This is a genomic window from Pseudooceanicola onchidii (genome assembly GCF_004959925.1).
In the GTDB taxonomy this organism is placed as follows: Bacteria; Pseudomonadota; Alphaproteobacteria; order Rhodobacterales; family Rhodobacteraceae; genus Pseudooceanicola; species Pseudooceanicola onchidii.
Genome location: NZ_SPUW01000003.1, coordinates 445,867 through 459,399 on the forward strand (window position 1 = coordinate 445,867; position 13,533 = coordinate 459,399).

General features: G+C 64.6%; 13 protein-coding genes. 3 read left to right on the top strand and 10 right to left on the bottom strand.

The window, feature by feature from the left end:
- Nucleotides 1–9: 9 nt before the first annotated feature.
- Both mlaD and E4S58_RS15145 read left to right on the top strand, forming a co-directional pair.
- Nucleotides 10–462: an outer membrane lipid asymmetry maintenance protein MlaD gene (gene mlaD, locus E4S58_RS15140; protein WP_136637285.1), complete on the top strand. Its 453-nt coding sequence runs from the start codon at nucleotides 10–12 to the stop codon at nucleotides 460–462.
- Nucleotides 459–830 (top strand): DUF2155 domain-containing protein, encoded by a 372-nt coding sequence (locus tag E4S58_RS15145; protein ID WP_136637286.1) that lies wholly within the window; start codon nucleotides 459–461, stop codon nucleotides 828–830. Before mlaD ends, E4S58_RS15145 begins: the two co-directional genes overlap by 4 nt.
- Here E4S58_RS15145 and aat read toward each other — a convergent pair.
- From aat to E4S58_RS15200, 10 genes are all read right to left on the bottom strand, one after another.
- Nucleotides 785–1,447, bottom strand: a complete 663-nt coding sequence (gene aat / locus E4S58_RS15150; protein ID WP_136637287.1) for a leucyl/phenylalanyl-tRNA--protein transferase — start codon at nucleotides 1,445–1,447, stop codon at nucleotides 785–787. The two genes, E4S58_RS15145 and aat, sit on opposite strands and share 46 nt — an antisense overlap.
- A 156-nt stretch (nucleotides 1,448–1,603) precedes the next feature.
- A complete protein-coding gene (gene accC / locus E4S58_RS15155; protein WP_136637288.1) occupies nucleotides 1,604–2,953 on the bottom strand; it encodes an acetyl-CoA carboxylase biotin carboxylase subunit in 1,350 nt (449 codons plus the stop codon).
- A gap of 22 nt (nucleotides 2,954–2,975) precedes the next feature.
- On the bottom strand, nucleotides 2,976–3,479 hold the full coding sequence (gene accB / locus E4S58_RS15160; protein ID WP_136637289.1) for an acetyl-CoA carboxylase biotin carboxyl carrier protein: 504 nt from the start codon (nucleotides 3,477–3,479) through the stop codon (nucleotides 2,976–2,978).
- A gap of 164 nt (nucleotides 3,480–3,643) precedes the next feature.
- Nucleotides 3,644–4,309 (bottom strand): PRC-barrel domain-containing protein, encoded by a 666-nt coding sequence (locus E4S58_RS17940; RefSeq protein ID WP_169052684.1) that lies wholly within the window; start codon nucleotides 4,307–4,309, stop codon nucleotides 3,644–3,646.
- 150 nt (nucleotides 4,310–4,459) lie between these two features.
- Nucleotides 4,460–6,409, bottom strand: coding sequence for an acetate--CoA ligase (gene acs / locus E4S58_RS15175; RefSeq protein ID WP_136637605.1), 1,950 nt, complete (start codon nucleotides 6,407–6,409; stop codon nucleotides 4,460–4,462).
- 222 nt (nucleotides 6,410–6,631) lie between these two features.
- Complete coding sequence (locus tag E4S58_RS15180; protein WP_136637292.1) at nucleotides 6,632–7,387, bottom strand: ABC transporter ATP-binding protein; 756 nt, start codon at nucleotides 7,385–7,387, stop codon at nucleotides 6,632–6,634.
- A 91-nt stretch (nucleotides 7,388–7,478) separates the two neighbouring features.
- On the bottom strand, nucleotides 7,479–8,243 hold the full coding sequence (locus E4S58_RS15185) for an ABC transporter ATP-binding protein (RefSeq protein WP_136637293.1): 765 nt from the start codon (nucleotides 8,241–8,243) through the stop codon (nucleotides 7,479–7,481).
- Between the two features lie 11 nt (nucleotides 8,244–8,254).
- Complete coding sequence (locus E4S58_RS15190; RefSeq protein WP_136637294.1) at nucleotides 8,255–9,451, bottom strand: branched-chain amino acid ABC transporter permease; 1,197 nt, start codon at nucleotides 9,449–9,451, stop codon at nucleotides 8,255–8,257.
- Nucleotides 9,452–9,454: 3 nt separating this feature from the next.
- Nucleotides 9,455–10,486, bottom strand: coding sequence for a branched-chain amino acid ABC transporter permease (locus E4S58_RS15195; protein ID WP_136637295.1), 1,032 nt, complete (start codon nucleotides 10,484–10,486; stop codon nucleotides 9,455–9,457).
- 121 nt (nucleotides 10,487–10,607) lie between these two features.
- Entirely contained in the window at nucleotides 10,608–11,951 is a 1,344-nt protein-coding gene (locus E4S58_RS15200; RefSeq protein ID WP_136637296.1) for a substrate-binding protein, read from the bottom strand.
- A 221-nt stretch (nucleotides 11,952–12,172) separates the two neighbouring features.
- Between E4S58_RS15200 and E4S58_RS15205 the strand changes: the two genes are divergently transcribed.
- A complete protein-coding gene (locus E4S58_RS15205) occupies nucleotides 12,173–13,501 on the top strand; it encodes a helix-turn-helix transcriptional regulator (protein WP_136637297.1) in 1,329 nt (442 codons plus the stop codon).
- The last annotated feature ends 32 nt before the right edge of the window (nucleotides 13,502–13,533 follow it).

A 13,533-nucleotide genomic window follows, 5' to 3' on the forward strand; every position in this document is an offset into this window, starting at 1 on the left:
GGAGCGCACATGTCGCACAGCACCACCGAAGTCGCCGTGGGCGGCGCCGTTCTGGCGCTGGCGATCGGCTTTGCCGTCTACGCGGGTCAGATCGCCGGGGTCGGCGGTGCGGCAGGGGGCTATCCGCTGTCGGCCTCTTTCCGGTCGGCCGAGGGCGTGAGCCTGGGCACAGACGTGCGGCTGGCGGGTGTCAAGGTGGGCACGGTGACGGGGATCGACCTGGATCCCCAAAGCTTCCGCGCCAGGACGACCTTTACCGTGCAGGACGGCGTGATGCTGCCTGACGACAGCCAGGTGGTGATATCCTCGGAAGGGCTGCTGGGCGGGAACTTCGTCGAGATCCTGCCGGGCGGATCGCCCTTCAATTACGAAGCCGGAGACGAGGTGCTGGACACCCAGGGCGCGGTCAGCCTGATCTCCCTGCTTCTCAAATTCGTGGCCGGCGGGGGCGACAGCGAATGATGCGCAAGGTTCTGATGTCACTGGCCCTGTGCGGGGCCATGGTGTCGCCCGTGGCGGCGCAGGAAGACGTCTCGGTCGGCACCGGTGCGGTGCTGCGCGGGCTGGACAAGATGACCGGCCTGCGGACGGACGTGACCGTGCCTGCGGGATCGGCCGCCATGATCGGCAAGCTGTCGGTCACCATGTGGGAATGCCGCTATCCCGAGGGCAACGAGGCAGGCGATGCCTTTGCCTTCATGACGATCACCGAACCGGCCAAGTCTCCGGACCCGATCTTCTCGGGCTGGATGGTGGCGTCATCCCCGGCGCTGAACGCGCTGGATCATTTCCGCTTCGATATCTGGGTATTGAGCTGCACGACCTCCTGACCGCTGGCGGGCAGGGGCTGTGAGGTGAATTCGGCGGGCAGCATCAGCGCGTCGGCCAGCTGTGCGCGGTATTCACCCCGGCTGACCTCGATCGCGCCAAGCGTGGCCAGGTGCGGGGTCAGGAACTGCGCGTCGAACAGCCGATAGCCGCTGCGGTTCAGGTGCACCATCAGCCAGGCCAGGGCGATCTTCGACGCATCCGTCCGGCGCGAGAACATGCTTTCCCCGAAAAACGCAGCCCCGAGCGACACGCCGTAGACGCCGCCGATCAGCCCGAGGTCATCCCAGACCTCAAGCGAATGGGCATGGCCGCTGTCGTGCAGCTGGCCATACAGGTCCGTGATCTTGCCGCTGATCCATGTCTCGTCCCGGTCGGCGCAGCCCGCCACCGTGCCGTCGAAATCGCGGTTGATCGTGACGTGGTAGTCGTCGCGCCGCAGTGCCCGCGCCAGTGACCGCGAAATCCGGAACCCGTCCATCGGGATGATGCCGCGTCGGCGGGGTTCGACCCAGAAGACATCCGGGTCATTGCGATGTTCGGACATGGGAAAGATGCCCGCCGTATAGGCGTGCAGCAACAGGTCTGCTGTCAGATCCGCGCTGTCGTGGTCTTTCATCGTCTGCCCGCGCCCCTGGTCTTGGGGGCAGTGTGCCATGCAGGATGGGAAATTGCGAGGGGTTGCCAAGCGGTTGGCTTAACACTCGCGCAGTGGTGCGTGCAAAGCACGCAGCCACCATCGGGAAAGCCCCGGCGCGCTGGCCGGGGCGCAGGGTCAGCCCAGCTTGCCCTGGGCCAGCCAGTGTTCCAGCCAGTGGATGTTGTAGGTGCCGGACTGGATGTCGGGCTCCTGCAGCAGGGCATGGAACAGCGGCACGGTGTTTTCCACGCCGTCGATGATCAGCTCGCCCAGGGCCCGGTCAAGACGCGCCAGAGCTTCGGCCCGGTCGCGGCCGTGCACGATGAGCTTGCCGATCAGGCTGTCATAGTAGGGCGGGATCACGTAGCCGTCGTAGAGTGCCGAATCCATCCGCACGCCCAGCCCGCCGGGGGCGTGGAACGCGGTGATCTTGCCGGGGCGCGGGGCGAAGTCCGGCAGTTTCTCGGCGTTCAGGCGGACCTCGATGGCGTGGCCGTTGATCGTCAGGTCGTCCTGGGTGAAGGACATCGGCATGCCCTCGGCGACGCGGATCTGTTCGCGCACCAGGTCGACGCCAAAGATCGCCTCGGTCACCGGGTGTTCCACCTGCAGGCGGGTGTTCATCTCGATGAAGTAGAACTCGCCCTTTTCATAGAGGAACTCGATCGTGCCGGCGCCGGCATAGTTGATCTTGGCCACGGCATCGGCGCAGACCTTGCCGATGCGGGCGCGTTCCTCGGGGGTGATGCAGGGGCCGGGGGCCTCTTCGAAGACCTTCTGGTGGCGGCGCTGCAGCGAACAGTCACGCTCGCCCAGATGCACCGCACCGCCCTTGCCGTCACCGAAGACCTGGATCTCGATGTGGCGCGGCGTGGTCAGGTATTTCTCGATATAGACCTCGTCGTTGCCGAAGGCGGATTTCGCCTCGGCCCGGGCGGTCTGGAAGGCGCGTTCCATCTCGGCTTCGGAATTGGCCACCTTCATGCCGCGACCGCCGCCGCCGGCGGTGGCCTTGATGATGACGGGATAGCCGAACTCGCGCCCGATCTCCTTGGCCGCGGCCAGGTCAGGCACGCCGCCGTCGGATCCGGGGACACAAGGCACGCCAAGCGCCTTCATCGTGTCCTTGGCGGTGATCTTGTCGCCCATGACCCGGATGTGTTCCGCAGTCGGGCCGATGAAGGTGAGGCCGTGGTCCTCGACGATCTGCACGAAGCCCGCGTTTTCCGACAGGAAGCCATAGCCCGGATGGATCGCCTGCGCGCCGGTCACTTCGGCGGCCGCGATGATCGAGGGGATGTGCAGGTAGCTGTCGGTGCCCGGGGGCGGGCCGATGCAGACGGATTCGTCGGCCATACGGACGTGCATCGCGTCGGCGTCTGCGGTCGAATGGACCGCGACGCTGCGAATGCCCATCTCGCGGGCCGCGCGGATCACGCGAAGGGCGATCTCACCCCGGTTGGCGATCAGGATCTTGTCGAACATGCGCTGGTCCTATTTCCGTGGCTTATTCGATGATCATCAGCGGGGCGCCGTATTCGACGGCGGCCTTGTCCTCGACGAGGATACGCTTGACCGTGCCGGATACCGGAGCCGGGATCTGGTTCATGGTCTTCATCGCCTCGACGATCAGCAGGGTGTCGCCTTCGGACACCTGGTCGCCGACCTTCACGAAGGGGGGCGTGCCCGGTTCGGCCTGCATGTAGACGGTGCCCACCATCGGAGAGGTCACGGCGCCGGGATGCTGGGCGGGATCTTCATCGGGTGCTGCGGAGGCTGCGGCGGCCGCGGGGGCGGCTGCGGCAGACGGGGCGGCTGCAGGTGCCGGAGCGGCGACGTGCACGGCCTGAGGCGCCGCGGCGACCTCGACCTTCTTCGAGACGCGGACGTTGATGCTGTCATCCTCGCCATAGTCCCGCTTGACCTGAATCTCGGTCAGTTCGTTGTCGCGCAGCAGTTCCGCCAGCGCCTTGATGAAGGCCACGTCGGCTTCGGTCGTCTTGTTGGTCATATGGGTCCTCACCAGAGAAAGCGCGCCGGATCGGCCGCTGCTCGTTTCCAGACTGGGCCGCCTTATAGGCCAAGTCGTCCGGGGAGGAAAGGATTGACCTGCGACATTCTGTCTGGGGTGGTTTGGGGCATGCGGCGTAGGCATATGCCCGATCCGGATGGCGTCTACAGCGCGCCGATCATCAAAAGCGTGTCGGATTTCAGCGGCGTCGAGCTTTCGGGGCGGTATTCGCGCATCGCTTCCAGCTGGTCTTCGGTATAGCCCATGGCGGTCACGCGGTTGTTGCGGAACGACAGTTCGGTCACCGGCATCGCGACGTCGCGCTCTCCGATCCCCAGAAAACCGCCCACACCGATGATGGCCATGGCTTCGCCCCGGATCATCACCACATCGTCGATCTGGCCGATATAGCGACCCTGGGCATTGGCCAGATGCTGCCCGACAAGCTCTCCGACGGTTGTCTGGTTGTCGGGAAGTTGATCGGCAGGGATTGCGCGGGGGGGCGTGGACTTTTCCTTGGCCATTTCGCTACGTGCGGTGCCGGGGGCGTCGGCGGATGCGTTGGTCGCGACGCCTGCGGCCGCGCTGGCGCCACCGGCTGCGTTTGCACCACCGGCTGCGTTTGCACCACCGGCTGCACTGGCACCACCGAGACCACCGGCGGCATTGGCCGCACCGGCCGCGCCACTCGCGGCACCGCTTGCTGCGGCCGAGGCCCCTGCGGCATTGGCAGAGCCGTTGGCGGATTGCGCCGTCACTGGAAGGGACAGGGCAACCATCGTCACCCCAGAGAGCATGCTTGACATAATCTTGGTTGTGAACTGGCTCATGTCTCTCTCCTTTCCCATACGGTTGCGAAGAACCAACAAGGGACCGGGTGAAACTGTTCCGTCGTTAACCATGAATGCGGCGCATTGTTGCCATTCCGCACGCGAAAGGCCGCCCCGGGGGACGGCCCTTGCGATGTCTGACCGGCAGGATCAGCGGTTGGCGCGGTTTTCGATCAGCTCGTCCACCACCGATGGATCGGCGAGGGTCGAGGTGTCGCCAAGCGCGCCATAGTCGTTTTCCGCGATCTTGCGCAGGATGCGGCGCATGATCTTGCCCGACCGGGTCTTGGGCAGGCCGGGGGCCCACTGGATCAGGTCGGGGCTGGCGATCGGGCCGATCTCGGTCCGGACCCAGGTGCGGAGTTCCTTCTTCAGCTCGTCCGACGGGTCGACCCCGTTCATCAGCGTGACGTAGCAGTAGATGCCCTGTCCCTTGACCTCGTGCGGGTAGCCGACGACAGCCGCTTCGGCGACCTTGGCGTGGGCGACAAGTGCGGATTCGACCTCGGCCGTGCCCATGCGGTGGCCCGAGACGTTGATGACGTCATCGACCCGGCCGGTGATCCAGTAGTAGCCGTCCGCGTCGCGGCGGCAGCCGTCACCGGCAAAATAGTAGCCCTTGTAGTCGCTGAAATAGGTCTTTTCGAACCGGTCGTGATCGCCCCAGACGGTGCGCATCTGGCCGGGCCAGCTGTCCTTGATGGCCAGAACGCCTTCGGCCGTGGTGTCGTGGATTTCCTCACCCGAGGTCGGTTCCAGCACGACCGGCTGCACGCCGAAGAAAGGCGTGGTGGCCGAGCCGGGCTTGGTGGGCGTCGCGCCGGGCAGGGGGGTGATCATGTGGCCGCCGGTTTCGGTCTGCCACCAGGTGTCGACGATTGGCAGTTTTCCCTTGCCGATCTTGTCGTTGTACCAGTTCCAGGCCTCGGGGTTGATCGGTTCGCCCACGGTGCCCAGCACCTTGAGGTCGCTCAGATCCACGCCTTCGACAAAGCTGTCGCCCTGGCCCATCAGGGCCCGGATGGCGGTCGGGGCGGTGTAGAACTGGTTCACCTTGTGCTTTTCGCAGACCTGCCAGAAGCGCGAAGCGTCTGGGTAGGTCGGCACGCCTTCGAACATCAGCGTGGTCGCGCCGTTCGCGAGGGGGCCGTAGATGATATAGCTGTGGCCGGTCACCCAGCCCACGTCCGCCGAACACCAGAAGATGTCGCCGTCGTGGTAGTCGAAGGTGATCTGCTGGGTCATTGCGGCATAGAGCAGGTAACCGCCCGAGGAATGCACCACGCCCTTCGGCTTGCCGGTCGAGCCCGAGGTATAGAGGATGAACAGCGGATCCTCGGCGTTGACGGGCACGGCGGGGCAGTCGGCCGAGGCGGCCTCCATCTCGGCCTTGACGTCGACATCGCGGTCCTCGACCCAGGTGGTCTGGTCGCCGGTATGCTTGACCACCAGGCATTTCACGCTGTCCTTGCAGTGCAGCAGGGCCGCGTCGGCATTGGATTTCAGCGCGGTGCGACGGCCGCCACGGGGGGCGGTGTCTGCGGTGATGACGCATTTGGCGTCGCAGTCGTTGATCCGGTTGGCCAGCGCGTCAGGGCTGAAGCCCGCGAAGACGACCGAATGGATCGCGCCGATGCGGGCGCAGGCCAGCATGGCATAGGCGGCTTCGGGGATCATCGGCAGGTAGATGATGACCCGGTCACCTTTGCCGACGCCATGGGCCTTGTAGACATTGGCCAGGCGGCTGACCTTGTCGTGCAGCTGGGCATAGGTGATGTGCTGCGCCGGGTCCTTGGGATCGTCCGGTTCGAAGATGATCGCGGTCTGGTCGCCGCGCGTGTCCAGGTGGCGGTCGATACAGTTGGCCGCGACGTTCAGCTCTCCGTCCTCGAACCACTTGATCGCGACCTGGCCCAGGGTGAAATCGGTGTTCTTCACGCGTGTGAAGGGCGTGCTCCAGTCCAGACGCTTGCGCGCCTCGTCTGCCCAGAAGCTGTCCGGGTCGGCGACAGAGGCCTTGTACATCGCATCGTATTTCGCCGCATCCACATGGGCGTTCGACACCATGTCGGCAGAGGGCGGATAGGTCTGATCGGTCATGATCACTCCTTCGGTACTGGAACATCCGATGGCCGTGCGGGCCAGCGGGTCGTCGATGGCAGGGGCGGTGGCGTGGCGGGCCGAGACCCGGGTCCGGCTGGCGTCGTCCGGCCCCTCCTTCGGGACGTCGCCAGGGTATTGGTTGGCCCAGCTATCGGAAATCACTGGGTTTCCTGCAAGGGCGACAAAGGTCGTGGTCGCCCTTGCGGGGATCGAAGCCGATCAGATGGCCAGATATTCGGCGCGCAGCTCGGCGTTGCCAAGCACTTCCTTCGCAGAGCCGTCAAAGACCACCGACCCGGTGTCCAGGATCACCGACCGGTCGGCCAGTTCCAGCGCGCGCACGGCGTTCTGTTCCACCAGGATCGTGGTGATGCCCTGTTCCTTGATGATGCGCAGCGTCTTCTCGATCTCGTCGACGATGACGGGGGCAAGGCCCTCATAGGGTTCGTCCAGCAGCAGCACCTTGATGTCGCGCGACAGGGCGCGGGCGATGGCCAGCATCTGCTGTTCCCCGCCCGACAGCGTGACGCCTTCCTGCTGGCGGCGTTCGCCGAGGCGCGGGAAGAGTTCATAGAGACGATCGAGCGACCAGCCGATCGGCGGGGCGATCTGGGCCAGCTTGATGTTCTCTTCGACCGTGAGGCCGGGGATGATGCAGCGATCCTCGGGCACAAGGCCGATCCCGGCCTGCGCGGCCTCGTGGCTTTTCATCTTGTGCAGCGGCTGGTGGTCCAGCCAGATCTCGCCATGGGTGACCTGCGGATCGTCCATCCGCGCGATCGACCGCAGGGTCGAGGTCTTGCCGGCGCCGTTCCGGCCCAGCAGCGCCAGGATCTCGCCCTCGTGCACGTTGAAGCTGATGTTCTGCACGATGTAGCTTTCGCCGTAATAGGCCTCCATGTTCCAGACGGACAGGAAGGCCGGGGCGGTTTCGGCAAAGTTGTGGCCCTTGGAGAAGTCGGGTTTGACGTTCATGGTAACGGTCCTTTTTCCGGGAGCGGCGGGGTGAACCCCGCCCTACGGGTGGTGTTGGCGTAGGGCGGGGTTCACCCCGCCACAGCCCGTGTCACGCAGCGACCTGGGTTTCACCAAGATACGCTTCGCGCACCTTCGGGTGGCCCTTGATGTTTTCCGGCGTGTCCTCGACCAGGGGCGTGCCCTGCGCCAGCACCGTGATCCGTTCCGCCAAGGAGAAGACGACGTGCATGTCGTGTTCGATGATCGCGATGGTGATGTCGCGTTCGTCCTTGATCTTCTTGAGCAGATCGATGGTGTTGTTGGTGTCGGCACGCGCCATGCCCGCAGTCGGTTCGTCCAGCAGAAGCAGGCGCGGCTCCTGCGCCAGACACATGGCGATTTCCATCCGGCGTTTGTCGCCGCGCGACATGGAAGCCGTATGCATCTCGCGCTTGTCGGCCAGGTTCATGCTTTCCAGCATGTGCTCGGCTTTGTCGACGACCTCTTTCTCCTTCATCATGTTGCCGATGGCTTGCAGGGTGAAGGCGCCGTCGCGCTTTGCAAAGCAGGCGATCATCATGTTTTCCATGACGGTCAGGTCGCCGAAGATCTCGGGCGTCTGGAACACCCGCGAAATCCCCATTTGGTTGATCTCATAGGCGTTGCGGCCCAGCACCGACTGGCCGTCGAACATGACCGACCCGGTGTCGGGGATCAGCTTGCCGACCAGGCAGTTCAGCAGCGTCGACTTGCCCGCGCCGTTCGGCCCGATGATCGCGTGGACCGAGTTTTCCTCGACGCTCAGGTTGACCTCGGACAGGGCCTTGAGGCCACCGAACCGCTTGTTGACGTTCTTGACTTCGAGAATTCCCATTGCTCCAGTCCTTATTCCGCAGGTTCGGTCTTGGTCTGCGTCTGGGCGCGCTTGCGCCCGAACAGACCGGTGAGTTTCTGGCCGCCCTCAACCAGCCCGCCGGGCAGGAAGATGATGACCAGCATGAACAGCAGGCCCTGGGTCATGTGCCAGCCTTCGCCGGTGAACCAGGTGGCCACCCAGACGACCGCGTGCTGCAGCCAGTCGGGCAGGAAGGCGAACCAGGAGTCCAGCAGGCTTTCGTTCATCTTGGAGATGATGTTTTCCATGTACTTGATGGTGCCTGCGCCCAGGATCGGGCCGATCAGGGTGCCGACGCCGCCGAGGATGGTCATGATCACCACCGCGCCGGATTCGGTCCAGTACATCCGCTCGGCGCCTGCCAGCGGGTCCATCGCCGCCAGCAGACCGCCCGCGAGACCCGCGTACATGCCCGAGATGACGAAGGCGGCCAGCGTGTAGGGCTTGGCGTTCAGGCCGGTGTACATCATCCGCGTCTGGTTCGACTTGATCGCGCGCAGCATCAGGCCGAAGGGCGAGCGGAAGATGCGGATCGACAGGTAGAAGGCCAGGATCAGCAGGATCGCACACAGGTAGTAGCCGACCGGGAAAGTGAAGTTCCACGGGCCAAGCGCCAGGTCGACCTTCGAGCGCATCTCGAGCCCGAAGAGGTGCGGCACGTTCGGTCCGTTGCCCAGCAGGATCTGCGGATCGTCGTTGTAGATCTGCAGGCCGGTTTCGCCGTTGGTGATGGTGGTGCCCAGCCAGCGGCCCAGAAGGTCCGAATAGGCGATGGCGTACATCATCTGCGCGAAGGCCAGCGTCAGGATCGAGAAGTAGATCCCCGACCGGCGCAGAGAGATATAGCCGATCAGCACCGACAGCAGGCCCGCGGCGATCACCGACAGCACCAGGCCCGGCAGGATGTTGAAGTTCAGCAGTTTGAACATCCACACCGCCGCATAGGATCCGACACCCAGAAAGGCAGCGTGACCGAAGGACAGGTACCCGGTCAGGCCAAACAGGATGTTGAAGCCGATGGCGAAGATGCCGAAGATGGCAAACCGCTGCATCAGGTCGGGATAGCCGCCGTTGAAGAAGGCCATGCCGGAGTTGGTCGGGAAGAGGTTGAGGATGAAGGGTGCAAACAGCGCCAGCACCACCACGACGAGCAGGAGCCCGGTGTCTTTCTTATCGAGACCCAGCATGAGTTAGTCCTCCATCACGCCTTTTTTGCCCATCAGGCCGCGCGGGCGGGTGAGCAGAATGATAATTGCAACGAGGTAGATGATGATCTGGTCGATCCCGTCGAGCACCTCTTTCACCGCTGTCATCGAGGCGAAGCTTTCCAGGATACCCAGCAGGAAGCCCGCGGCGACCGCTCCGGGCAGGGAGCCCATTCCGCCGACGACGACCACGACGAAGGACAGCACAAGGAAGTCCATGCCCATGTGATAGTTCGGCGCGTTGATCGGTGCGTACATCACGCCCGCCCAGCCCGCGACAACGGCGGCGATGGCGAACATGATGGTGAAGCGGCGGTCGATGTTGATGCCCAGAAGGCCCACGGTGGCGCGGTCTGCCATTCCGGCGCGGACGACCATGCCGAAGGTGGTGAACTGCAGGAAGGCAAAGACACCGCCGATGACCACGGCTGAGAAGAAGAAGTAGATCATCCGCCAGTAGGGATAGATGATGACGTTCGGGTCAAAGCCGAAGGCCGCGCCGAAATCGACCGATCCCTTGAAGGCGTCGGGGGCGGGGGTCTGGATCGGGTTGGCACCGTAGATGCCGCGCACCAGTTCCTGCAGGATGATCGCCAGACCGAAGGTCACGAGGATCTGGTCAGCGTGCGGACGCTTGTAGAAGTGCTTGATCAGCCCGCGTTCCATGACCAGACCCACCACGATCATGATCGGGATGGAAAAGAGGATGGCGAGCGGCACGGACCAGTCGATGATCGCGCCGCCCACCTCGGGACCGAACCAGGATTCGACGTAGGGCGTTTCCACCTTGAGAGGGTTGCCCAGGAAGTCCTTCTGGGTCGGGTCTTCGGTCACGTAGCTGACCGACAGCAGCTTGGACAGCGCCACCGAACAGAAGGCGCCGATCATGAACAGCGCGCCATGGGCGAAGTTGACCACGCCGAGCGTGCCGAAGATCAGTGTCAGGCCAAGGGCGATCAGCGCATAGGCCGATCCCTTGTCCAGGCCGTTCAGAATTTGTGGAATGATGACGTCCATGTCCCGTCCCTCTGGATGAGAAAAGCCAAGGCGCGTGCATGGCACGCACCCTGCCGGTCCCCTTGGGGACCAGGGTGTCGATGTGGGGTGCGCGACGTGCACGCACCCCAGGTGTCATGGCTTAGGCGCCCGGGTTGCATTCACCCAGATCGCCGCCGGCGAACATCGGGTGATCCGGTGCGTATTCGACCTGCGCGCGCGGAGTGACTTCGACGATTTCCAGCGTGTCGTACTGGTTCGTCGGGTTTTCCTTGCCGCGCATGACCAGCACGTCCTTGAAGCACTGGTGGTCGGCGCCGCGATAGGTGGTCGGGCCGTTGCCCATGCCGTCGAATTCGAAGTCCTCGAGGGCTTCGGCCACGGCGCAGGGGTTGAAGGACCCGGCACGTTCCACGGCGTCTGCGTAAAGCAGGGTCTGCACATAGCAGGTGTGCGCCGAGTTCGACGGCGGACGGCCGTACTTTTCACCGAAGGACTTGGTGAAGGCCTTGGAGCCCTCGTCCTGCAGCTGCCAGTTCCAGTTCATCGACCCGATGACGCCCTGCACGTTTTCACCTGCACCGGCGGCCATCAGTTCCGAATACAGCGGAACGACGATCTCGAACTTCTTGCCGTTGACCATCTTGTCCAGCAGGCCGAACTGAACGGCGTTGGTGAGCGAGTTCACCATGTTTCCGCCGTAGTGGTTCAGGACCAGCACGTCTGCGCCGGAGTTCAGGACCGGCGTGATGTAGGACGAGAAGTCCGTGGAGGCGAGCGGCGTCAGCACGTTGTTGACGGTTTCCCAGCCCATGGCCTCGGTGGCGGCTGCCATCGATTCCTGCTGCGTCCAGCCCCAGGTGTAGTCGGCGGTCAGGTGATAGGCGCGACGGTCCTTGCCGTATTCCTTCGCCAGCACCGGTGCGAGTGCTGCACCCGACATGTAGGCGTTGAAGAAGTGACGGAACCCGTTGGCCTTCTTGTCCTTGCCGGTGGTGTCGTTCGAGTGGGTCAGACCGGCCATGAAGATCACGCCGGCTTCCTGGCAGAGGCCCTGAACAGCCACGGCCACGCCCGAGGACGAGCCGCCGTTGATCATGACCGCGCCGTCTTTTTCGATCATCGACTTCGCGGATGCGCGGGCGGCGTCGGATTTGGTCTGGGTGTCACCGGTGACGTACTTCACCTGCTTGCCCATGATGCCGTTCCCTTTCAGCGCCTTTGAGCTGAAGGTGTTCATCATGCCGCCATCGCCTTCACCGTTCAGGTGCTGGACGGCAAGTTCCTGCGCGCGCAGTTCGTCAAGGCCTTCCTCTGCGTAGGGGCCGGTCTGCGGCACGTTGAAGCCAAGCGTGACAGTGCTGCCCGTCGGTTCGTTTGTGAAGGCCGCCGCGGAAGACGCGGTGAAGATCGTGGGCAATGCAACACCGGCGCCGGCTACGGCACCTGTTTTCAGCACGCCACGACGCGACAGAGTCTTGGTCATGAGTTTCCTCCCATATGTATGGATGCGGGGTGCGCGTCTCCTCTAGCGCGCCTCGCAGGCACATGTGTGCAAAGTCACTATCGCAGAGGGAAAGAAAACAAATCAACAACGGCCTTTAATCGTTAAACTTTTTTGTAAACAAATGCACAATGCCGTGGTATGGGATGTAAAGAAATTATTTCGCACTGCAGAAAGCCCTTGAAACGGCGGAGGAATTGGCGATGGCGCGCAGCTCACTTGCCGGCAGTCGGATCCGCGAAAGGCGGGTGATGCTGGGCCTCAGGCAGGCAGAACTGGCGCGGAGGGCCGGGATCTCGGCCTCCTACCTCAACCTGATCGAACACAACCGGCGCAGAATCGGCGGAAAACTGCTGCTGGATATCGCGCAGGTACTGGGGGTCGAGGCCGCGCTGCTGTCGGAGGGGGCCGAGGCCGCGCTGACCGGCACCCTGCGCGAGGCAGCCGCGGACGGGGCCCTGGCCGCCGCCGAGGTCGAGGCCGTCGATGAATTTGCCGGGCGGTTCCCGGGGTGGGCGCAGCTGCTGTCGACGCAGCACGGCCGGATCGGGCAGCTGGAGCAATCGGTCGAGGCGCTGACCGACCGGCTGGCCCATGACCCGCATCTGGCCGCGTCGCTGCACGAGGTGCTGTCGACCGTCACCGCCATCCATGCCTCCTCCTCGATCCTCGTGGATACGAAAGAGCTTGAGCCCGAATGGCGCGACCGCTTTCACCGCAATATCCACGAAGACAGCGCCCGGCTGGCCGAAGGGGCGCAGCGGCTGGTGGATGAACTGGACGCCGGGCAGGCCCGCGACGCCACCGTGAACTCTCCGCAAGAGGAGGTGGACGCCTTCCTCGATGCCGCCGGTCATGCCTTTCCCGACCTGGAACGCGGGGCGGCCCCGGACGCGGTGATCGCGGCCGCAAACCTGACATCGGTCTCGGCGCAGGGGCTGGCGCGCGACCGGCTGGGCCGGATGGCGGCGGATGTGGCGGCGCTGCCCATGGCGCGGCTTGTCGAAGCGCTGCGCGGGCTGCGCTCCGAGGACAGGGCGGATCCGGTCCGGCTGGCCGCCGCGCTTGGGCTGGGTGTGGCACTGGTGATGCGGCGGCTGGTGAGCCTGCCGCGCGAGGTGACGGACGATCTGCTGCCCGCCGCGCCGGGGCTGGTGATCGCCGATGCTTCGGGCACGTTCCTTTATCGTCGCGACCTGCCGGGGTTTCCGCTGCCCCGGTTCGGCGCGGCCTGTCCGCTGTGGCCGCTGTTCACCGCCCTGCAGCGACCGATGTACCCGGTGCGGGCGCGGGTGCAGATGGCCGGGCGCAGCGACGGGGTTTTCGACGCCTACGCGATTGCCGAAGCTGATGGCGCGGCGCCGGGCTGGGACGAGCCTATCCTGCGGACGCACATGCTGCTCTGGCCGGCCGAGGGGGCGGGCGAGGGCGCGAACACCCCGGTGCGCGGTGTGGGCGTGACCTGCCGCATCTGCCCGCGCGAAGACTGCGCGGCGCGGCGCGAGCCGTCGATCATGGCGCGGGGGGCGTGAGTTGTCTTTGACTTGGAAGTTTCAATCGGGCA